Raw genomic sequence first — 20,866 nt, 5'->3', positions numbered from 1 at the left:
GGCTGGTCTCGCCCGAGACAGTTTGGAGCTATGGAACAACTTATCGGGATGGAAGTTATATAGAAGGCTGCGAACTTCATGTCAAAGCTGCCTCGATTGACTTTTGTTAGTCGAGGCATTTTGTAACTATATCGAAGGATAATCTACATGGAAATGGCGGCGGGCCGGGCCAAAACACCAAAAAACCCTGTACAACCGTCTATTTTAATTTGCTTTTCACACCTCCGATGGAACTTCGTATATCAGAGACCACAACACATTCTGACCCTGGCGTCAAAACAGCAACAGCTAATTTACTTCGAAGAGCCGATCTTCGATGAGAGGCGCCACCCTTCGATGCGGGTGCACAATATTACCCCCAAGATCAGAATAGTGACGCCGCTGATCCCAGTTGGTACTTCCGCGACCAGGGCGGACGCAATCCAGCGCAGGTTCGTCGATCAGATCCTCGCCTCCACGCCGCATGACCGATTGACGACCTGGTATTACACGCCCATGGCGCTACGCTTCAGCGATCATCTCGCCTGTGACGTCTGCGTCTACGACTGCATGGATGAACTCTCCGCGTTCAAAGACGCTCCCGCAGAGTTGACGCAGTTGGAAAAGGCGCTGTTGCAACGTGCCGATGTCGTCTTCACGGGCGGGCAGAGCCTCTACGAGGCCAAGCGCAGCTTGCATCGGGCGATCTTTCCCTTCCCGAGCAGCATCGACGTTACCCATTTCCATCAGGCTAGGGCGCCAGGTGAAGACCCGTTCGATCAGGCCGACATACCTCACCCGAGGGTGGGGTACTTCGGGGTCATCGACGAACGGCTCGACCTTGAACTTATCGCGCATGCGGCTGCGGCAATGCCAGACGTGCATTTTGTCATGCTCGGCCCTGTCGTCAAGATCGATCGGGCGAGCCTTCCCACGGCAGGCAACCTGCATTGGCTGGGCGGCAAGTCCTATGCAGACCTGCCGAACTATCTCAGGCATTGGAGTGCCGGCTGGATGCCGTTCGCGCTCAACGAAGCGACCCGCTACATCAGCCCGACCAAGACTCCCGAGTTTCTTGCGGCAGGACTGCCGGTGTTGTCCACGGCGATCGTCGACGTTGTGCGTACCTACGGCGTCGAAGGCCTTGTCGAGATTGTCGAGGCGGAGGACATCGAGGCCAAGCTTCGCTCGATCCTGGCCCACCCCCGCGATTTCCTGGTGAAGAAGGCCGACGCCTACCTCGCCGACATGTCCTGGGAGAAGACCTGGAGCGCGATGGCTGCCCACATCGAGCGCGCCCATGCGATGAAGAGCGTCGTCCCATTCCTGAGGAGGGCGTGAGCGTGTTCGACTGGTTGATCGTAGGGGCCGGTTTCGCCGGCAGTGTGCTGGCCGAGCGTATCGCATCGCAACGGCAGGAAAGCGTCCTGATCATAGACAGACGAAATCACGTCGGCGGCAATGCCTATGACTGCTACGACGAGGCGGGAATACTAATTCACCGTTACGGGCCTCACATCTTTCACACCAACGCCCAATCGATCGTCGACTATCTGTCGCAATTCACGCAATGGCGGCCTTACGAACATCGCGTGCTGTCGCTGGTCGATGGAAAGCTGCTGCCGATACCGATTAATCTCGACACCATAAACCGCCTCTACGGCCTTGAATTGACGTCCGAGCAGCTGCAGGACTTCTTCGCTTTCCGACGCGAAACGGTCAAAGAAGTCCGCACCGCCGAGGACGTCGTGGTGAGCACAGTAGGCAGAGAGCTCTACGAGAAATTCTTCCGCGGCTACACGAGGAAGCAGTGGGGTGTCGACCCTTCCCAGTTGAGCAAGTCAGTGACTGCGCGAGTCCCGACCCGGACCGATCGCGACGATCGGTATTTTGGCGACAGCTTCCAGAACATGCCGGCAGGCGGGTATACGCGCATGTTTCAGCGCATGCTGGATCACCCTAAGATCAAGATCATGCTGCAGACCGACTACCGCGAAATTCGCGACAAGATCCCCTTCCAGCAGATGATCTATACCGGTCCGATCGACGAGTATTTCGACTGGAAGCTTGGTCGCTTGCCCTACCGTTCGCTGCGCTTTGAGCACACGACGCTTGATTGCGAGCAGTTTCAACCGGTCGCCGTCGTCAACTATCCGCAGACGGAAAAATACACACGGATCACCGAGTACAAGCATCTGACCGGTCAGCAGAGTCCGAAGACCAGCCTCACCTACGAATACCCCACCGACGTCGGAGATCCTTATTACCCGGTGCCGCGGGCTGAAAACGAGGCTTTGTACAAACGATACGAAGCTTTGGCCGCGGCGTGCCCGGAGGTCTGGTTCGTCGGACGTCTTGCAACATATCGCTATTACAATATGGATCAGGTGGTCGGCCAGGCATTGGCTACGTTCGGGCGCATTCAGACACGCCTGCCAGCAAACGGGATGCTCGTCACGCCGACGCAGCGCGAGGCGGCCGAGTGAATGATGCGCCGGCCTGACCGGCGTCGGGCGACCCACGGCCAAAGAGGCTCATGTTTCTCGGCTTCTCGGCGAACAGCTCTAGATATGCTGTGCTGTTGATGCAGCTGAAAAGCGCGCACTGTTCGTATCAGCGAGGCTATAGCGCGCTTGCTTGTTGTTCCTCAAACGCCAAGAACGATTGGCGCTGGCGCTCCAACTCGTCCGCAAGTGGCTTGCGAACAGTGCGCGAGCCGTCCGCATGAATGGTGGAGAACAAGCCGACTTCGGCGTGGCGCGAATTGTCCCAACCTGGGTAGGCCGTCACCGGGTACAGGCATATACCCTGAACAGGTGCACCGAGGCTCGTCGCATCGCGCACTTCGTCGCAAACGTAGTGAAGCCAGGCTGGCCGGCCTGAACCTTCGGCGCCGGTCTCGGCGATGAACATCGGCTTCTTGTATCGTTCGGCGACCTCGACCAGCAATTCCGAAAGTGCACGGTATTCGTGGTGCCCCATCGGTATCGTTGGGCCATTCAAGTACCATTGGTTGTGCGGATAGAAGTTGAGGCCGATGACGTCCACAACGTCCTCGCTGCCGCCCAACTCCGGTTCCACGCGCCCGATCAGCATGTCATACGCCTCGAATTGGCCCTGGCGAGCATTTTCGGCGCGCCGCCGCTCGGGGTGAGTACGGTCACGAGGAGCAATATGGATCAGCGGTTCAGCCCAGATGAACCTGCAGCCGGGTTCGGCCTCCCGCATGGCCCTCACGCCGGCGACCGCTGCCCTGACAAGGTGTCGTTTGAACCATCCACGCTTGTTCGGCCCGACTCGGGGGAAATAGCCGACCTCCACAGCCCATGCAAAAAACGAAATCTCGTTGATCGGGCACACCAGGGGAGCCACCCCGGTTGCGGAGCGATGAACCCGAACAGCTTCCGCGGCGAAACGGACGTAGGCCTTGATAAACCCCGGGCCACCTTGGTCGATATGGTCTGGCGAGCCATAGTGGAAGATATCCCAGATAATCTGCACCCCGGCCGCCTGGGCTGCTTCGATCGCCGACGTCCAACTCGACCAGTCGAAGACTCCGGGCGCCGTTTCAATCAGGTGCCAGCGCAAGCCGTCGCGGATCGTGCGAAGCCCAAGCTCGGCACAACGGCGATAGTCGCCATGTGCATGGATGTCATGTGAGGTCGCGCGGATCAGATCAAGACGGGCCCCGTCGGCGCGCCTGTGGGAGGAACACTCGAAACCAGCCATGAAAAAGCTGTCGAACCCGGAAGAGCCTGCCGTGGGCCGACGAGCGGTATCCTCGTTCATACCAACATCCTGTCGCCCAAGGCGTGGGCAAGTAATCGCATTCGCAGTCCCCATTGTCAGTTCCGGTGGCTAGTCGAAACCGGTCGGCCACCACCACGTCGACGGCTCGGCGGCTGCGGTGTACACGTGTGCCTGGATTGGCGAATACAACCAAGCTCCAATCCCGTCTGCCGGGGGCCGCGGTCGCGTCGATTCGATCCGAAGTTATGCGGCCTGTTGCATCGCCCGTTCGTTGACGCCTGTTTCGCCTAGTCGGGTGAGCGCCTCATCGGTTGCTTTTTCTTCCTTGAGCGTCTGTTCGAGTAGCGGGACGGCGTCTTTCAGACCAAGTAACCCGGCCCATGTGACAAGAGTCCCGTAGCGCGCTATTTCATAATGTTCGACGGACTGGGCTGCAGCCACGAGACCCGCGTCCAATGCCGGAGCCTCCTCGAATTCCTCCAAAATCTCCTGTCCTTCTTCGATGATGCCGTCGATCGCCGGGCACGTTTTCCCTTGGGCTCTCCTGCCAAAGGCGTCGAAAACTTGCTGCAGACGCTCGATCTGACCTTCCGTCTCGTCACGATGTTTTTCGAACGCCGCCTTCAACTCTTCGGACTCCGCGCCCTTTGCCATTTTCCGGAGCGCCGTCAGAATCTTGCGTTCGGCGTAGTAGATGTCTTTCAGACCATCATAGAAAAGGTCTTCCAAGCCCTTGGAGCTGCCCTGAGAGCTTTTTTTCGTCGCCATTGTCATCTCCTCTTTCATTTCTATCGACGCATGCATGGCTCTAACTGGACCAGTCTCTTGTTGTTCCTTCGGCGACGGCACACCGGCAGCCAACAGCGAGCGACGGTCGGGTTGACCGCTGATTTCAGTCCGCCGCGCCAGCAGCGGCTTGAGCATCTCGGCTGCGCTCCATTGCGGAAGTTCCGGAATGAGGATCGTCTGCCTGAAGGGTTTCCGCTGTCATCGAGTCCTTGCGGCCGCATTTTTCGCAACGGACCTTTGCCCGCACCTGATCAAGGTTCCCGATCTCTTCTCGGGCCCCCAATGGCGTCGAACCTGGACGAAGTTGCCGACCAGATCAGCAGTGTATAGGGGCCGCGGGCCTGTTTTGCGATGTAGTTGAACTCACCTTGAGGCAGCTGCTCGCGCAGGCGTTTGGACGACAGGCGGACGGCATCATGGCCTCTAAATTCGAATTCGAGGTCAAGAGGACCACGTCCACAGCATAGTTGCACCTAAGATCCTCCTCGATGTCGCCAGCGGCGCGAAGCCTCAGATGGTCTTCGAAAACCCCCTCTGCGGACCGAGCATGTCATGTCTCCTTTGCAGTACCGGAAAGGCCGTGGACAGCCGTGTCGTCCTTCGCGATGCTGAACGGATGCGACGGCGGTTTGTTCCTGAGGCCAACATGCGCTGGAGCCGGATTGACTTGCACCCCCGATCACAAACGAATGAGAACATTCAATCGGGGTCCTCATGGCTTCCGCCATCGACATTCTGGCATGCTGACCAGCGACGAGGTCGGCAATTGTCCAGGACTAGAGCGGCCGGCCAGGTGCAGCGGTGCCGGGGGGACCTCACGCTCCAAGGCCGTCCCGGCCTTCGCCAGCGACAACCACAGGGCCTGCAAAAAAGCTTCATCTGCTTGCGGTGTTAATCCGACCTCCTTGCAATGTTCAACGATCCTGTCCTGGATCGACACTGCGGTTTCATACCGTTGGACAACCCTTGCCAGAACGTCCTGACAGGTGCCAATCGCCACCTCCCGAATGTGGTCAGCGACGGGAGAGAGGGCAGCACGGGTGACATCATGAGCAACGGGGGCGTCCCGATCAGTCGGATGTATTCCGCCTCGGGCTGCCCATAAGAACGATCCGCCAACGCGCGTCTATAGCAATAGCTTCAGCCTTCAATTGAACAAAGCAATCGTGTAGGGACCGGTCCTCACCCATGACCAGGGCTGCCCCGGTCATACCGTCAAAGCCAATAAGGCCAACCTCGGCCTCGACCTCAGCCCGAAGCTTCGCCACCATTAACCCGAGACCGCTCTCGAAGAAATCGACGGTGTCAATCGGGACCGAGGTCTGCTCCAGGTGCGTCCTCAGTCCCAAGTGACGGGCTTCGAGGTGAGGCTGCAGCAACGTCAGATCCGGTGCGCTCAGGCGCCGCAACAGTTCGTTCTTGAACGAGGTTTCCATCTGCGCTGTCTCCCGATCGGGGCGGAAGGGCGATGGTCGCTCACAGCTGACGATGCCCTAACAATTGTCGACAGTCAGGGGAAAGTATACCTAAAAGGGCGGGGAGTCTCAAAAAGCTACTATGCTGACCAGAGAAGCTCGTCAGTCTGGCGATCATCAAGATGCTGCTAACAAGCAGTGTCCGCCTCTACCGGTCGAAGGTTGCCTTCGCAATCTGGTGTGCGCCTTTTGTCGAAGCATACGGCCCCAAACTGATTCATCCTCTGGGGAAGCCAAGCGGTATCGACGCTGCCTGAAAACTTACGCGCAAGCGCTCCACACTTTCGGGGCGGCGCTTTGTCGATCGCCCAGAGTAGCCAAGCACCCCTTCTTTATCCCATAGTATTCGTCTTCGCCTATTGCTCCGGAACGGCAGAGGTTTGCGGACGATTTCGTGCTGCTTCGGCAATTTCCGGGATGTATTTCGTCGCGGTGCAGCTTCGGTTCACATTGGCGCGTGCGTCGAATACCTCTTTCTCGCAGACCCGCTTGGCGAGCTCGATAGGCACATGAACTGCCAGAGGCACTTCCACCTCGGAGATTCCAAGCTCCCGTGCGATCTGCTGTTTCACTTCGTGCCTGCCAAGCGAAACGTCGACGCCGACATCCTCGGCATCTTCGGTTGTCGATGATGTGCCTTGCCCCGGAAGATCTTGCTGCTCGGTCTGAGCAAATGACTGCACGGCAAAGAGTTGCAACGCGAACACGGCGAGCGGCAAAATTCGTTGGAATACTCTCATGCCTGGCTCCTGCAGGTGCCTTTAACAACGGCAAAGTATTTGAAGCGTTCCAGAGGCGGGGATGCGCGCGCTCAGCGGCAGTCGAGGCGGGTTTTTTCTGTTGGCGTGGAATACGATATGGCGACCATGGTTGGGTGCCGACAGCCGACTGTGCTGGCACATCGGAGTGTAGGAATTTGCCTACCGAGAAAGAAAGACAAGCCAGAGACGAGCGCACCTCGGATGCTGTACGAGGATTGACCGACATTGAGCGTGCTGCACGAGACGCAAAGACCGCGGCTTCGGGAGCGCCTGAAGGCCGCACTTGCTGTGACGTCGGCCCGCGGCATCTAAACCGAAGAGGACACCAAAACCGCGAAAGCCTAGCAGTCACTTGCACCACACGGGAGCTTGCATTCAACCCCACGGTGCTCAAGATCCAAGTAGGCTCTGCAGCTCTCTAGGCTCAGAACGTCGTGCACCCAAGTTAGATCCTGCTGCAGCAGTCAGGACTACCCCAGAACGAATATGGCCAGCAGGGCAACAAAGAGAACAAGGGCGATCGCGGCGCCCCAGATGAGGACCTTTCCGGTGCCGCGTTGCTCTTCCTCGCGAGAAACGTCTTTCGCCATTCCATGCATCCTTTGCGAAGGTCCAAACTGAGCAACGTGCCGTGCCAGGCTGTTCCCAACGCTCTCGGAGCCAACTTGGTGTCAGTCCAACTGCCGGTTGCCGTAGGGCTTCTTCGCTCTAGCGCTATCGGCAATACAGCGCGGCTCTCCTCTGAGCGCGACCGCAGCTCCCTTCAGGCAAGATGCGCGAGCAGACGGATATCTATCTGACCGAAAGCAAAAGAAACCACGCGTGCCCCACTGAAAGCACAAGCAAGCGCAAAGGTTCCTGAACTGATGCTCGGCTGGCGGGAACTTGCTCGCCAGCCGAGTTGAGTTCAGGCGGTGGTCGGGGGAGATCAGCCAGCCACACGCTGGTGATTCCAACCTGAGCCGATGTGCCAATCAGCAACCTTCGTCGGTCTTTTTCACCTGGCCCGGCGCGGCGGTGTTGGCTGTCGTGTCCTGCTGACCAGGCGCCGCCTGCTGAGCGCTGCCAGTCTGCTGGCCGGGCGCACAGTCCCTGGCCGAGTTCGGATTCGTGGTGCCGCTGGTGGTGGTCGTGTCGGTGCCCTGATCGCCGGACATGTTGGTGCCGCTGCTCGTCGTGCCGGTGCCCTGATCCGTCGTGCTGGGCATGGTTGTCGTGGTCGAGGTGCCGCTCGTCGAGGTTCCGCTCGAAGTTCCGCTCGAAGTTCCGCTGGTCGCCTGGGCAAAGGAAAGCCCGGCCGACACCGCCAGCACGGCCGAAGCCAAAAGGATGCGTTTCATCTTCTTTCTCCTGTCTGAATGCGCGGGATGCGCCTGGCAAATTGAACAGGCAGACAGAAGGAGTGTTCCCCGATGAAGTTCAACTTTTGTAACTCTGGCCGTAGGTCAGCCTTAGGATGGCCGGCGTATATTAGAAACCTCATGACGGCGGCTCGAGTCGAAAAGCAATCAACGAGCGGATAGGCCGTCGCGTTCCTTGTGACTGCAGTGGCGCGGTGAGGCACAAGGCTCAATGCGGAGCGCCAGCGGCCGCGATCAGCGCCTCGTCGAGAATCCACTTCAGCTTCGCCGAGCGCTGGTAGCTTCATCTGCTTGCCGTTCTTACTTGCCAGGAACGACATGCAGCGGTCGCAGTATGCCATGCGGGACCTTCAATATGTCGCCGTATGTCGCCGCGTCGGATAGCCAGGAAGCGGCCAGTGCCAGTTGGACTTTGTGATGGAGCGGCGCAGCGGCGAGCATCCACGGGCCGTTTTCCTTGCGCCGATCTTCCGCGATCTTGGCCTTTTCCACGCATCGCTGCAGGATTTTTCGCGAGGTGAATTGAGACCCGCCACGACGCTGATCTCTGCGACGGTCAAGGCCCGTTCGGCGGGCTCTACTCCGGAACAATGTCCTCTTCTGAAAGTTTCCTTAGATCGCAAAGGAGATTCGAGATGTCAGAAAGCCGCGAATGGTTTGTCCAATGGCTTAGAGATGCCCATGCCATGGAAGAGCAGGCAGAAACGATGTTGAACGGGCAGTTGGGTCGCATCGAGAACTATCCCGAGCTGAGCGACCGGATCCGACTGCACCTCGACGAGACGAAGCAGCAGGCTGCCCGGCTGAAGACTTGTCTCGATCAGATGGACGAGGGTTCATCCACGATGAAGGACGCTGGCGGTAAGCTGACGGCGATGGCGCAATCGCTGAGCGGCGTCTTCGCTGGAGACGAGGTGATGAAAGGATCGCTCGCGAGCTACACGTTCGAGCACATGGAAATCGCCTCCTACACGATCCTGATTGCCGCTGCTCGATCGCTCGGCGAAACGGAGGCTCTTCGGGCTTGCGAAGAGAATCTGCGAGAGGAAGTCGCGATGGCGGATTGGCTGAAAACCCGTCTTCCCTCGACGACCGAGCAGTTCCTCGCGCGGGCCGAAGCGGACAGCGACAGCGCCAAGCGGTGATCGGGTAGGAACGTAGTGACCGTGAACTGGGTGATCGGGATTCGTCCGCTAGCGCGTCCCCCTTCGTGAACGCTGGGCAACGAACACGCCTAGCAGGCGGTCGTCGAGCTGCGCATTTCGAGAAATTGCAACGACGAGCGATGCTAATATTGCGGCGTCGTCACTTAGAGAGTTGAAGCGTTCGTCTGCGCAAGCCTGGTCGAATACGCATTGGCACTAGCCAAGATCGGAAGGGCTAGCGCAGCGCTCGGCGAGATCGAGCTTGAGGGGGCGTGTTAAAACGTTCGAAACGAGGTCGCGATAGCGGAATGCCCGAGAACACTCGTCCCTGATCACTGAGCAGTGCGTGCGCGGGCGCCGGCAGCGCCAAGCCGGATCGAAGAAAGTTCGTCCTGACAGCGGACAGAGCGCGCCCTTGCGCTCACGTTATGGGGTCGGCAGCACTTGCACGGTTTTCGGGGTGAATTCCGCTTCAGCCGGTCGCTGGCGGTTTCGCTGAAGGCCGTGACCGACCGGCCGACGATCATCATGCTCGAAGGGGTTGACCGCTTTGTCCGATCTTCTCCGCCGTGCGCATCGTCATCGCGCCGTCCGTGGTTCCAGAATATGCAATCCGATGGCTGAACTCGTCGGGACTCGATAAATGTGAGCGCGGCATCATACTTTGCCTTCAGGACGACTGTTTCTCTGCAATGACCTCGGTCTACGCTCATCCAGTTCGGTCGGTGTCCAGACGTCGTTGATAGGCAAAGCCGACAGCCGCGGCGACTGCCAAACCTGCCGCCGCCAGAAGGAGTTTGTCCTCGGTATGCTCATTGCCCGATGCGTCTTGAACAGCTAACGAAGCTTCATCGAAGGGTGCGGATGCTCTTGCGGCAGTCTCGCCCTCGTGCGCCCCAGCGCCGCTATGGCGGATACCCGCAGCCAGACGTTCTGTCTTCTCTTTAACAGTTTCCTTGGCCACGCCGGTCAACTCGGCAGCTTCGCGTTTTATTTTACCAGCCGTTTCAAGAGCGAAATCACTGACGCTTTCCGCCAAATCACTAGATTGCTCCTTCAGGCGCTCCTTGGCGTACGATAGGTGATCCACCTGCTGCTCGCCGGGCGGCCGGGCTGAATTGGTCCGCAACAAGCTGATCAATCCCGCTCCGACGAGTGCGGTTGCGATCGGCGGATGGCGGAGGAAACGCCACCCCAAACCGGCCCCAATCGCCAAAGCAGCGCTCGGATTGGCAGCCGCCTTGGCCTTCAGATCGTCAATAATCGCCTGCGCCACCGATTGCATTGAGGCTCTTGCTTTCTCCACCAGCGCATCCTTTGCCTCAAGCGCTTCGTGTTTCAAATCATCGGTAAATTCGGAGAGCGTGTTTGGCGACCGAAGTGTCGACAAGTCATCGGCGAGCTTAGCCCGGGCAGCCTCAACTTCGTATTCAAGATGCTCAAGTTGCGGATCGGCCATCATAAATCTCTCTTGCCACCGGGGCGGGCAGGTTTGCTCGACCGAGGGTTGTCCGACCGCTGCGATTTGGCCGTAATTCCTTTCGAAGGGGTGGCGCTGCCCGGTTGCAGCTTGGCGGTGGATGGACCGCTCGATCCACTTGGGCTTGGCGAAGACGGCTGCACGGGTTCACTTGATTGCTCTTCTGACAAGGCGCTTCCAAAGGCGCCCGCAACGTCCCTCGCCACCTCCTTGAGGCCGTCCGAATTCAGCCCACGTTCCTCGGCGACGCTCTTGAGCCGTTCGCCCGCCTTTGCTGTCGAAGACTTCAAGCGGTCCCCAGCTTTTTCAGCAGCATCCGTCAATCGCTCTCCTGCAGGGCCGAGCGTGCGCCTCTCGACATCGCTGGCCGGTAAAGCAGCAGCTATAGCGGCACCGGCTGCGAAGCCGGCCAGGACAAAAGCCAATGGCTGTTCTTCCACCATGCGGCCGATCGTGTCTTGCAACGTTGATTGGGCTTGCTGCACCACGCGCCCTGACTTCTCGGATACGGTGCGACCGGCCTGTTCTGCGTATGCCGCGGCCGATGATGCGTAGTGACTTGCGGTTTCACTCACCTTCTCCCCAATGCCGGCTAAATTGTCGCGCATGGCCTCAGCTGTCTCGCTAGCCTCTTCCTGCGTTTTTGACGCCGCGCCGCTGGCGGTGCGTACGTGCGGAGCATTTTGGCGCCCGTTGGTTCCACGGGATTGCTCGCGATGCCCGGCACTTGAACCGCGGCTGCGCATTAGCAGCGCGCACCCTGCTGCGACGAGCAGAAGGCCTTCGGGATTGTTCCTAGCGGAGCTGAGAAGCCATTCTTTCGTTTCAAAATCCTGGACCTGTGAATTGCGGCTCATGTTAGTTGCTCCTTGGTTGTCGCAATATCCTGCTTTATTTGGCTAATGGAGTGTGTCGGCAGAAGTTGTTTTTGCGCATCAGCCCGGCCCCTATAATAGGCGAAAGCAGCGGCGACGCCCGTTGCGGCCGCGACGATCAGACACGACCAGTGCAGGGCCATCCCTAAGCTGGCTATTCCAAGTACGAGGGCTTGCACTAGAAGCAGAGCGGCGACCACTCCCAGCACGCCAGCAGCAGACATCCACACACCTGCTTGGAGCTTCGTTGAGACGTTGGCGGACAGCTCCGCATGCGCCAGGCGCAACTCTTTTTGAAAGAGGTCCGCGACGTCCGCCAACACTGCCGACAGTGCTTGAGGGAGAGGCGAATTCTTCAGTTGTTCCTGTGCCATCAGATCAGTTCGCTCCCTGCCGCCTTCCCTTGATGGACTCTGGTGCGGGAGGCGCGCTCTTCAGTGTGCGGAACGTCAAAAAGCCCGCTACGGCGGCCAGCCCAAACACCAAACCCGGCTTGCGCCGCGCCAAATCGGACGCTGCAAGAACCAGCTGATCGACGGACCTGTCTCGCAGGTCGTCTGCGTATCCATCAAGCCTATTCGCGAAGGTGCGAACGACCCCAGCGACTATCGGTGCGTTTGCGTCGAGGTCCTCGGCCGCACGCTTGGTCGAACTCGCCAGTTGGCCCATCACCTCGGCGCCGCTGCCGACCTGACGGTCCAACATCTCCTTCACCTGATTGGTCACGGTGGACGCGCCACCAACGGCCGCCCGTTTGGCGGTTTCCGCTGCCCCTTGCGCTATGTCGGACGCTTTGGATAACGTGCCGCTTACGGTCGCTCCTATGTCTTCCGAGGTACCGTCACCAGCTCTTACCGCAGTCGGGGGACGCCGTTCAGAATTCCGGTTGTTCATGGTTTCCTCCATTCGAGGAGCAAACGGAGGTAAGGCCCGTTGGTTCCCAATGAGTGACTATCTGGGGTGTCAAGTTGCGTTTGCGAACTCGTGGCGCGCATCGCGTGCTTTTGCATTGGGAATGATGGGTAGCTTGCGGCCGGGCGCAATGCCAATAGTCATCTTTTCCTTTCCTGTCTGAAGGCGCGGGGGGATCATATCTGGCGACGGTGAGCGCGATGAGGAAGAGGATGGAGCGCGGACCTTTACGGCCGCCGCGCACCGGTCTTCGACCGCTGCGTCTGCTGCTGTCATTGGCGATCGGCGCCAAGCCCACGAGTTTGGCGATGGCCTTATTGGAAAGGTGTCAATCTCGGACAACTCGGCCATCAGGAGTACGCGGGGCCCTTGACCGAACCGAAGACCTGATCGAGACAGGCCCACAGCGGATCGTCGTCGAGTAGCGAGGCGATCTCGCCCTTCAAGTCGGCGGCTCTGACGCTTGAGCAGAACAATGAACCTCGTCGAGGCTGGCGAGGTTTCGGCATCAGCGACGATGCTTTTGCGTTGCTTCTGGATGGTGAGATCGCCAGTCACCTGGGCAAGCCGGGCGACCAGCGCCTTGAGCCGTTGCTCACGCTCGGCTGCAGCCGCTTGACGATGGCGTGCAAATTGATCTGCGCGCTACGCGTTGCGCTCGTCCAAACGCGACTGCTGGTCGGCGGCATCGGCCGGTCCGCCCAGTGTGTCGGCGACCGTGGCACCTCGCGCACCCATCGGCTGCTGCGCACCTGTGGTGGTGTCCATCGCTGTCTGATGCTCCATCTCGGAATTCAGCTCCGCACCTACAACCAGGATAATCACAGAAATCCAAGTCCACATCATCAAGCCGATGACTGCCCCAAGAGCTCCATACGTGGCGTTGTAGTTGGCGAAGTTTTCAAGATAATAGGAGAAGCCTATCGAGACTGCGATCCAGACCACAGCGGCGAGGAAGGCGCCCCATGTCGCCCATTGCCACTTTGCCCTTTCCCGGCTGGGTCCGTAGCGGTAAATCAGCGTGATCCCGACGCCCACCATGATCAGCATCATCGGCCACCGAAAGATCCGCACAAGGGCTTCGGTCCAGCCCCCGAGGTTCAGCAGCACAAGCATGGCCGGCACAATCCCCACCGAGATGATAAAGCCGATACCAATGAGGATGGCGCCAAGTGTGAAGCCCAAGGCCAGGAGATTCAGGTGGATGAAGCCGCGCTTTTCACTCTCCTCGTAGGCGATGTTCATGGCTTCGAATAGCGTCTTTATGCCGTTACTGGCGCTCCACAGTGCGACGGCAAGGCCGAAGATGAAGCCGAAGCTGAGCGCGCCAGCCTTCTGAGCGGCCAAGGACGCAAGCTGAGATCTGATAATATCCAGACCTCCCGAAGGCAGTACGCCGCCAAGGAACGCAATGTGCTCAGCGATGGTCTGAGGATCGGCGACGAAACCATAGATGGACACGAACGCGGCAAGCGCTGGAAAGAGGGCAAGAAGCAGATAGAATGCAGCCCCCGCCGCGATCAGCATAACACGGTCCTCGGTTACCTCAGCAAAGACCCGCCACAGCACGTCCTTCCAGCCGCGGCTGGGAATCTCTGACGGCCATTCGGCATTGCGTCCGCGGCTCTCCCGTTCGGCCCGCCGCTCAAGTTGCACTTGACCTTCGTAAGCGTCCTCGGTTGTTTTCTTCGACATGGCCGCCGGTCCGGAGCATCTTCTTCGCGGGGCAAACGTATAATAGCGCCAAAGGATGCAGGTGCAGACCTGCGCTTACAAATAAACATCCGCCGCCTGCAGCAACACCTGCGCCATCCCCACTTGGCCCTTCGGCTCCCATGCTCATCTGGCGGGGGATGCGACGGCTGAGCGTGCATGTTGTCGGGACGACAGCCTGATAATCCTCATTGCGCTGGATCAGTTTTAGGACACCCGCGTTACCAGCCATGGTCTCGCTCGCGCCTGAACATCAGTTCGTCAACGCCGGAAGCATTCGGTTTCATGTCGTTCAGGCCGGGCCTGCCGGGGGTAAGCCGGTCATGCTCCTGCACGGCTTCCCGGACTTCTGGATCGGCTGGAGACGGCAGATCGGTACGCTCGCTTCCGCCGGATATCGGGTCATCGTGCCCGACCAGAGGGGCTACAACACCAGCGACAAGCCAGAGGGCATCCGCGAGTACACGCTCCCCAAGCTGCTCGGCGATGTCTTCGCCCTGGCCGACGCGCTCGGCATCGGAAGGTTTCACCTCGTCGGACATGACTGGGGCGGCATCGTCGCTTGGGCCGCCGGGGCAAAGTTGCCTCATCGCCTAGACAAGCTCGTCATCCTGAATGCGCCCCATCCCGACGTGGTGTTTACCCATGCCCTGCGATCTCCGACGCAGTTTCTGCGGAGCAGTTACGTGGTTTTCTTCCAGATCCCATTGCTGCCCGAAGCCGTCTTGGGTCCGCGCCGCTCGGCCTTGCTCGCACGAGCACTCAGGACATCCAGCCGGGAAGGCGCCTTCGAAGAAGAGGAGATTGCAGAATATCGGCAGGCTTGGGAGCGGCCGGGGGCGCTGACCAGCATGCTCAACTGGTATCGCGCCTTGCGCTTTCGCCCGAGCCTGAAGGAGCGGATCACGACGCCCACTCTTGTTATGTGGGGGATGCAGGACCAGGCTCTGGAATCCGGGCTGGCCAAGCGCAGTCTCGCCCTTTGCGACGATGGCCGCCTGCAGACTTTCGAGGAGGGGACGCATTGGGTTCAACGCGAAGAGAGCAACGCGGTGAATGCGGCGCTTCTGGCGTTCCTGGAGGGCTGAGGAACTCAAAAATGGATAGAAACTGGGGGCAGCGTCAGATGGAGCCGGAGGAGGCCTGCAGGGCATTCCTGGCTGCTGCAAAAGAGGAGGGGACATTACAACTAGCTAAGTTGGATTGCGGTATAAGGTTCTATTATCTCCGACCAACACCGCGCTTTGCGGAGCCCGCCGCCAGCAAGGAGAGGCGACGGACCCCCGCCTTTGATACGCCTGTTCATGGCCTCCACGCTCATATCGGCGCAGCGGGCGCTCGACATCACTAGAGCTCATTGGCAAGCAGCCCGCCGATATACACTGGCAGTGTCCAGGCGTGGGCGTGGCCTTTCCGCTTGGGTATTACGGTGCGGCCTGCCCGATCGGCCGTCCCTCGATCGACCCTGAGTTGCTGATCCGCATGCGGATCGTCGGCAGCTCGTCCTCGACTCGATGCGCGAAGTCGTCGACGCCGTGCGCAAGCCTGGAGCTGTAGCGGCCTCGCCTGTCCCGCCCCGGTGTCATCGCTTCGCTGGCGCTAACGGTGAGACCGCATAGATCTGGTCCAGTATTTTCAGATAGTGTGTGCTGAAGGTTCTGCAAAAAGTTTTGGAGAGAGAACGGCGCTTGCTCTGAGGGGCGAGCGGCCATGGCACGGCGGTGACGTTGCGATCACCGATTCCCGTGGAAGGGGAAGTGCCATGACCAATCGAGAAGTTAGACTGAGCAGAGGCGAGTTGAAAGCGTTGCTGTTGTCGGATGAGGACGGCTTTCGCCAGGCATTGCAGAGTGTCGTGCAGGAGGTTCTTGAAGCCGAGATGACGGAGGCGATCGGGGCCGAGAAAGGCGAGCGGACGGCGGAGCGGACGAGTTACCGGTCCGGCTATTACGAGCGCAAGCTGGTGACGCGGGTCGGGGTGCTGGAGCTTCGCGTTCCGCAGGATCGGGCTGGCCGGTTCTCGACGGAGTTGTTTGAGCGCTACCAGCGTTCGGAGAAGGCATTGGTGTCGGCGCTGGTCGAGATGTACGTGCAGGGCGTTTCGACCCGCAAGGTGAAGGCGGTGACGGAGGAACTGTGCGGCCACTCTTTCTCGGCCTCGACGGTGAGCGAGGCGACGATGCGGCTGGATGAGGCGCTCAAGGCGTTCTTCACGCAGCGGCTCGAGGAAAGCTATCCGTATCTCATTTTGGACGCGCGCTACGAGCGGGCTCGCGAGGCGGGCGTGATCGCCAGCCAGGCGGTGCTGGTGGCGATCGGCGTGGATTGGGAGGGCCGGCGCCAGGTTCTGGGCGTGGAGCTGGCCAACCGGGAGAGCCATTCGAGCTGGCGCGAGTTCGTGACGGGGCTCAAGAATCGCGGGCTCGCCGGCGTCGAGTTCGTCGTCTCCGACGACCATCCGGGGCTCAGGGCGGCAATCCGCGAAGTGCTGCCCGAAGCGGTCTGGCAGCGCTGCTACGTGCACTTCCTCAGAAACGCGCTCGACTACGTGCCGCGCAAGGTCGACGACGATTGCCTGATGGAGCTCAGATGGTTCTACGACCGGCGCGACCTTGCCGAGGTCAAACGCGACCTGGCGCAGTGGATCGCCAAATGGCAGGCCAAATACCCGAAGCTGGTCAACTGGGTGGAAGATAACATCGAGGAGACGCTGAGCTTCTATCGGCTGCCGCTAGCTCACCACAAGCACATGAAGTCGACGGATGACATCGACAAGCCTGATTTCGACTTTTTCGATTCCTGTTGCGTTTCTTTGTTCGGCTCAGGTGAGCCTGTTTCTTCGTCCCGGCCCACAGGATTTCCCATGCGAGCGTGTCGAGACGCAGTCAAGGCTGGCCGGTGCGATGGCGCCGCGGCCGGCTGCGAGGTTTCCAGGCCACGCCTTGACGGCGTCGAGCACGGCGCCGTTCTGGAGCGGACCGAGGGCGTAGGTCGTGCCGCCAGATTTCCTTGTGCTATATTTGTCCGGCACGGACGACCACATGGCAAAGAGTGGTGCGAGAGGATGAGAGTGCCGCCACGCAGCCGTTATAGTCGTTCCTCGTTTGTGGCGTCCGTGCGCCGCTTCGGCCCGCGTGACCGCCAATGCCGAACCATTAGCTCGTAGGCACGTTCGGCATTCTCGGCCGCGGCTTTCTCGCTGTTTCGCAACTCCTTCACGTTGTAGGCGTAAGCCGAACCGCGGCGACCGACACCGCGCTCGCCCGGCGCGCCGGCCTTGAGAGCGAGCTGCCTCTGCTTTGCCGCCACCAGCGCCGGGCGAGCCCAGAAGTAGTCCTGCTCCTTTGTCAGCAGATGCCAGATCAGCACGGCGAGCTTGCGGGCGACCGCCACAGCTGCGACCTGATGACCACGCTTGTTACGGATGCGTAGGAAGAAGGCCCTGAGCGGTCCGGGCGCCTTCGCCGCGGCCCAGGCGGCCTCGACCAGCATGGCGCGGGCATGGGAACGCCCATGTTTGCTGATCCGGCCATATTGCGCCAAGCCAAGACCGGATTGGCGCACACGCGGATTGAGGCCGAAGTAGCTCACCAGCTTCTGCGGCTCGCGGAACCGCCGGATGTCGCCGACCGCGGCGATGATACCGCTCGCGACGATGACATTGACGCCGGTGATCGTCTGAAGCCGCCGGACTTGCGCATCATCAACCGCTTCCCCGGCGATGTCGCGATCGAGGTCAGCCAGATCCTCGGCCAGGCGGTCGATCTCGCGGATGTGGCGGGCGATAGCGGCCCGCTCGTCGTCGGGAAGCACCTGCCGCTCGAGCCAGGCGCGACCGCGATTGTTGAACAGATCGGCATGCGGGCACTTCGGCACGAGGTGCGCCTGCAGGATGCCATGCACCTCGTTCTTCACGCGCGTGCGATGCCGCACGACCTGGTTGCGCCGCGCGACGAGGCGGCGAAGCCGCTCGGTCCGCTCGTCGGCAACCCAGACCTCCGGCAGAAAGCCGCTGGCATGGAGTTGCGCCAGAACGCCGGCATCAATCTTGTCGGTCTTGATCCTGGCATGAGCGATCGCCTTCACCTGCATCAGGTTGGCGACAATCACCCGGCCGACATAGGGCGACAGAACCCGCACCACCGCCATGGCGTTGCCCGTAGCCTCGACGACAACCTCATCAGTCCGTCGCAAACTGCGGCCGAACCCTTCCAGTCCCGAGCGGGTCATGTCGACCCGTCCGTGATGGCGCAGCCGGCCGTCTTCCCAAACCACCACCTCCGCAAAGGTGCGGTGGATGTCCATTCCAATCACACGTCTCATCGGCTCCCTCTCCTCAAACAGTCGGGAGCCGGCGGGCGACGCGACACCTACGGATCCGCGCTCTCGGCGCAACCGGGCAGGTCGCAGGGGCGGCCAGCTACTAACGCGAGCTCGCAGCTCATCGAATACATCGGCCTGCCCGCACTTGGCGTGCTCCCGGTGCCCCTGTCCCGGATGGTCGCACCATACGCCGAAAATCGCTCATCTCCAGCGGGGATCGGATGGCACCGTCATGATCATACCGGTTACGAACATGCTGGAGCGGCTGAACCAGGAGATCAAGCGGCGCACCCTGGTCGTTCGCATCTTCCCCAACCCGCGGAGCTGTCTGCGGCTGGTTCGGGCATTGGCGGTGGAGATCCACGAGAACTGGCTCGAGGCGACCCGCTACCTCAACATGGATCATCTGAGCGAGCACAAGAAGGAGAGCCTGAGGGCCTTGGCCGCCTGAGCACCGTCATGTGTCCGCCGCTCCGCTAAACACGGGGGCTGCGCGGCGGACACGCCGACGTCACCGCAATGCCACGCCATTTTGCAGAACTTGACGCACACAACTTATTTTCAGCATCAGAGCGTTGAGCTGGCGGGAACTTGCTCGCCAGCCGAGTTGAGTTCAGGCGATGGTCGGGGGAGACTGGCCAGCCACACGCTGGTGATTCCAACCTGTGCCGATGTGCCAATCAGCAACCTTCGTCGGTCTTTTTCACCTGGCCTGGCGCGGCGGTGTTGGCTGTCGTGTCCTGCTGACCTGGCGCAGCCTGCTGAGCGGTGCCAGTCTGCTGGCCGGGCGCGCAGTCTCTGGCCGAGTTCGGATTTGTGATGCCGCTGGTGGTGTTCGTGTCGGTGCCCTGATCGCCGGACATGTTGGTCCCGCTGCTCGTCGTGCCGGTGCCCTGATCCGTCGTACTGGGCATGGTTGTCGTGGTCGAGGTTCCGCTCGTCGAGGTTCCGCTCGAAGTTCCGCTCGAAGTTCCGCTCGTCGTCTGGGCAAAGGAAAGCCCCGCCGACACCGCCAGCACGGCCGAAGCCAAAAGGATGCGTTTCATCTTCTTTCTCCTGTCTGAAAGCGCGGGATGCGCCTGGCAAATCGAACAGGCAGACAGAAGGAGTGTTCCCCGATGAAGTTCAACTTTTGTAACTCTGGTCGTAGATCAGCCTTAGGATGGCGGGCGTATATTAGAAACCTCTTGAAGAAGACACTGCCCGCACCAGAATCCATGGCATGGCTCGGGGAATAGGCGTTGGTGACCAGGTGGCGATTACTGCCACGGTTCGAAGGCGGATAACAGAGGACCGCGTAAGCGTCTCTATCCCAGGTTACGACTTCCCACATTCCATGATCGACCACACCAAGGTGAACCGAGGCCAGCAAATCGACCTGAAAGGCGAGGTCACGCGCATCGACGAGGACACCGTGATGATCGACCTCGGGCCGCTGGTCACGGTCGACCGTGACAAGGTCCGGTTGGTGGAGAAATATAGGCCGCCAAAACGACGAAAGGCACTTGTCGTTGCCCCGGATTAGAACCGACAACATCGCGACGGGCTATGTGGGCAGGCCGCATGACGGGCCGGTAGAGGACGAGTCGAAGCACTTGGTCTACTGCCCAGTCTGCGGCCAAACGTTCGACGCGCGCGATCTTGGACAGGTCTTCCACCACGCTGAGCCGCAGCACGAGCCGCTTCCGGTCGAGCAATAGTCCAGCTAGTTGAGTTCCGGCGGCAGACCGTCATTGAGACCCTTCAGCGCGCCAGCGACGTACGTTGGATGAGAAAAGGGTGCTGCGTGCACCGCGCCTTCCCCGCGCGCCGATGCTCCACCTGGACCGCAAAAAAGTCCCGCCGCACTGCCAGAACGGCGGGACCGATCAAACGCTTTTCACCAGGCGGGGGGATGCGGGGGGTGGGCTTGCCAAGTGAGCGCGGACCGTAACCAACCCTAAGCGCCACAGCGGCAACGCGTCCACCAACCGCCGGTTGGAGCGATAGGACGACTGAGCCGCCGGCAGGTCAGGTCATCCCGGGTCGCTATCGCTCGCAACCAGACGGTAGCGGAAATTGTTGCGGATGTGGTCGTTGAAATAGCGGCCCTTGGCGAACGCCGCCCGGAACGCGGCAAAGGTTTCCGGCGGTACCCCCTCAAACTCGTACCGCTTGCCGCTGGCGACGAACCACACCGAGAGGGTCCTTCTATCCAGATCATATTCCATCTTGCGGATCGAAGTAGATGGCATGAGCACCACAGGCCGAGGCCCGCGCCCTTGCGGGGAGCGCGGGCCGATCGGGATACCGATCTGCAGCAA

The 20,866-nt window shown here is 60.3% G+C and carries 19 protein-coding genes and 3 pseudogenes; 7 read left to right on the top strand and 15 right to left on the bottom strand.

The window, feature by feature from the left end:
- Positions 1–147 precede the first annotated feature (147 nt).
- On the top strand, positions 148–1,320 hold the full coding sequence (locus tag NKI19_RS19000) for a glycosyltransferase family protein (protein WP_352467856.1): 1,173 nt from the start codon (positions 148–150) through the stop codon (positions 1,318–1,320).
- 2 nt (positions 1,321–1,322) lie between these two features.
- Positions 1,323–2,465, top strand: a complete 1,143-nt coding sequence (glf, locus tag NKI19_RS18995) for a UDP-galactopyranose mutase (RefSeq protein WP_352566853.1) — start codon at positions 1,323–1,325, stop codon at positions 2,463–2,465.
- Positions 2,466–2,601: 136 nt separating this feature from the next.
- Here the strand turns inward: glf and NKI19_RS18990 are convergent, their stop codons facing one another.
- The 6 genes from NKI19_RS18990 to NKI19_RS18965 all read right to left on the bottom strand — a co-directional run bounded on the left by NKI19_RS18990 (position 2,602) and on the right by NKI19_RS18965 (position 8,607).
- Positions 2,602–3,768 carry a glycoside hydrolase family 1 protein gene (locus NKI19_RS18990; protein ID WP_352566806.1) on the bottom strand — a complete coding sequence of 389 codons (1,167 nt, stop codon included), beginning with the start codon at positions 3,766–3,768 and terminating at the stop codon, positions 2,602–2,604.
- Positions 3,769–3,972: 204 nt separating this feature from the next.
- Positions 3,973–4,497 carry a YciE/YciF ferroxidase family protein gene (locus NKI19_RS18985; RefSeq protein WP_352566851.1) on the bottom strand — a complete coding sequence of 175 codons (525 nt, stop codon included), beginning with the start codon at positions 4,495–4,497 and terminating at the stop codon, positions 3,973–3,975.
- Between the two features lie 1,091 nt (positions 4,498–5,588).
- A complete protein-coding gene (locus NKI19_RS18980; protein ID WP_352566804.1) occupies positions 5,589–5,954 on the bottom strand; it encodes a hypothetical protein in 366 nt (121 codons plus the stop codon).
- 395 nt (positions 5,955–6,349) lie between these two features.
- The gene (locus tag NKI19_RS18975; protein ID WP_352566802.1) at positions 6,350–6,733 is read right to left on the bottom strand and encodes a hypothetical protein; all 384 of its coding nucleotides are present in this window, start codon (positions 6,731–6,733) and stop codon (positions 6,350–6,352) included.
- Between the two features lie 995 nt (positions 6,734–7,728).
- The gene (locus NKI19_RS18970; RefSeq protein ID WP_352492307.1) at positions 7,729–8,094 is read right to left on the bottom strand and encodes a hypothetical protein; all 366 of its coding nucleotides are present in this window, start codon (positions 8,092–8,094) and stop codon (positions 7,729–7,731) included.
- 321 nt (positions 8,095–8,415) lie between these two features.
- Positions 8,416–8,607 carry a hypothetical protein gene (locus tag NKI19_RS18965; RefSeq protein ID WP_352566800.1) on the bottom strand — a complete coding sequence of 64 codons (192 nt, stop codon included), beginning with the start codon at positions 8,605–8,607 and terminating at the stop codon, positions 8,416–8,418.
- A 143-nt stretch (positions 8,608–8,750) separates the two neighbouring features.
- On the opposite strand from NKI19_RS18965, the gene NKI19_RS18960 reads away from it, so the two are divergent.
- Positions 8,751–9,260, top strand: a complete 510-nt coding sequence (locus tag NKI19_RS18960) for a ferritin-like domain-containing protein (protein WP_352566798.1) — start codon at positions 8,751–8,753, stop codon at positions 9,258–9,260.
- Positions 9,261–9,969: 709 nt separating this feature from the next.
- Here NKI19_RS18960 and NKI19_RS18955 read toward each other — a convergent pair.
- The 6 genes and pseudogenes from NKI19_RS18955 to NKI19_RS18930 form a co-directional block, all read right to left on the bottom strand.
- The gene (locus NKI19_RS18955) at positions 9,970–10,722 is read right to left on the bottom strand and encodes a hypothetical protein (protein WP_352566796.1); all 753 of its coding nucleotides are present in this window, start codon (positions 10,720–10,722) and stop codon (positions 9,970–9,972) included.
- Entirely contained in the window at positions 10,719–11,597 is an 879-nt protein-coding gene (locus tag NKI19_RS18950; protein ID WP_352566794.1) for a hypothetical protein, read from the bottom strand. The genes NKI19_RS18955 and NKI19_RS18950 overlap by 4 nt, the downstream gene beginning before the upstream one ends.
- The gene (locus NKI19_RS18945) at positions 11,594–11,989 is read right to left on the bottom strand and encodes a phage holin family protein (RefSeq protein ID WP_352566792.1); all 396 of its coding nucleotides are present in this window, start codon (positions 11,987–11,989) and stop codon (positions 11,594–11,596) included. The genes NKI19_RS18950 and NKI19_RS18945 overlap by 4 nt, the downstream gene beginning before the upstream one ends.
- Before the next feature lie 4 nt (positions 11,990–11,993).
- Entirely contained in the window at positions 11,994–12,341 is a 348-nt protein-coding gene (locus NKI19_RS18940; protein WP_156948222.1) for a hypothetical protein, read from the bottom strand.
- 237 nt (positions 12,342–12,578) lie between these two features.
- Positions 12,579–13,124: pseudogene (locus NKI19_RS32875) on the bottom strand (transposase); the annotation flags it as partial.
- A 48-nt stretch (positions 13,125–13,172) separates the two neighbouring features.
- The gene (locus tag NKI19_RS18930; RefSeq protein ID WP_352503337.1) at positions 13,173–14,222 is read right to left on the bottom strand and encodes a YihY/virulence factor BrkB family protein; all 1,050 of its coding nucleotides are present in this window, start codon (positions 14,220–14,222) and stop codon (positions 13,173–13,175) included.
- Between the two features lie 248 nt (positions 14,223–14,470).
- On the opposite strand from NKI19_RS18930, the gene NKI19_RS18925 reads away from it, so the two are divergent.
- Together NKI19_RS18925 and NKI19_RS18920 are read left to right on the top strand one after the other, a co-directional pair.
- Positions 14,471–15,328 (top strand): alpha/beta fold hydrolase, encoded by an 858-nt coding sequence (locus NKI19_RS18925; RefSeq protein ID WP_352566788.1) that lies wholly within the window; start codon positions 14,471–14,473, stop codon positions 15,326–15,328.
- A gap of 674 nt (positions 15,329–16,002) precedes the next feature.
- Positions 16,003–17,016, top strand: a pseudogene (locus NKI19_RS18920) (IS256 family transposase); the annotation flags it as partial.
- A 311-nt stretch (positions 17,017–17,327) separates the two neighbouring features.
- Here the strand turns inward: NKI19_RS18920 and NKI19_RS18915 are convergent.
- A complete protein-coding gene (locus NKI19_RS18915; RefSeq protein WP_352711492.1) occupies positions 17,328–18,545 on the bottom strand; it encodes an IS110 family RNA-guided transposase in 1,218 nt (405 codons plus the stop codon).
- 265 nt (positions 18,546–18,810) lie between these two features.
- On the opposite strand from NKI19_RS18915, the pseudogene NKI19_RS18910 reads away from it, so the two are divergent.
- Positions 18,811–19,014: pseudogene (locus NKI19_RS18910) on the top strand (transposase); the annotation flags it as partial.
- A 229-nt stretch (positions 19,015–19,243) separates the two neighbouring features.
- Here the strand turns inward: NKI19_RS18910 and NKI19_RS18905 are convergent.
- Positions 19,244–19,609, bottom strand: a complete 366-nt coding sequence (locus tag NKI19_RS18905; protein ID WP_352567545.1) for a hypothetical protein — start codon at positions 19,607–19,609, stop codon at positions 19,244–19,246.
- Positions 19,610–19,899: 290 nt separating this feature from the next.
- Here NKI19_RS18905 and NKI19_RS18900 point away from each other — a divergent pair, with 290 nt between their 5' ends.
- Positions 19,900–20,088 (top strand): hypothetical protein, encoded by a 189-nt coding sequence (locus tag NKI19_RS18900; protein WP_352567546.1) that lies wholly within the window; start codon positions 19,900–19,902, stop codon positions 20,086–20,088.
- A 490-nt stretch (positions 20,089–20,578) separates the two neighbouring features.
- Here NKI19_RS18900 and NKI19_RS18895 read toward each other — a convergent pair whose 3' ends face one another.
- On the bottom strand, positions 20,579–20,797 hold the full coding sequence (locus NKI19_RS18895) for a KTSC domain-containing protein (RefSeq protein WP_023722567.1): 219 nt from the start codon (positions 20,795–20,797) through the stop codon (positions 20,579–20,581).
- Between the last annotated feature and the right edge of the window lie 69 nt (positions 20,798–20,866).

This window comes from Mesorhizobium sp. M0751, from assembly GCF_040320265.1.
Classification (GTDB): domain Bacteria; phylum Pseudomonadota; class Alphaproteobacteria; order Rhizobiales; family Rhizobiaceae; genus Mesorhizobium.
The sequence above is the reverse complement of the archived record's forward strand: the minus strand, read 5'-3'. Positions and strand labels throughout refer to the sequence as shown.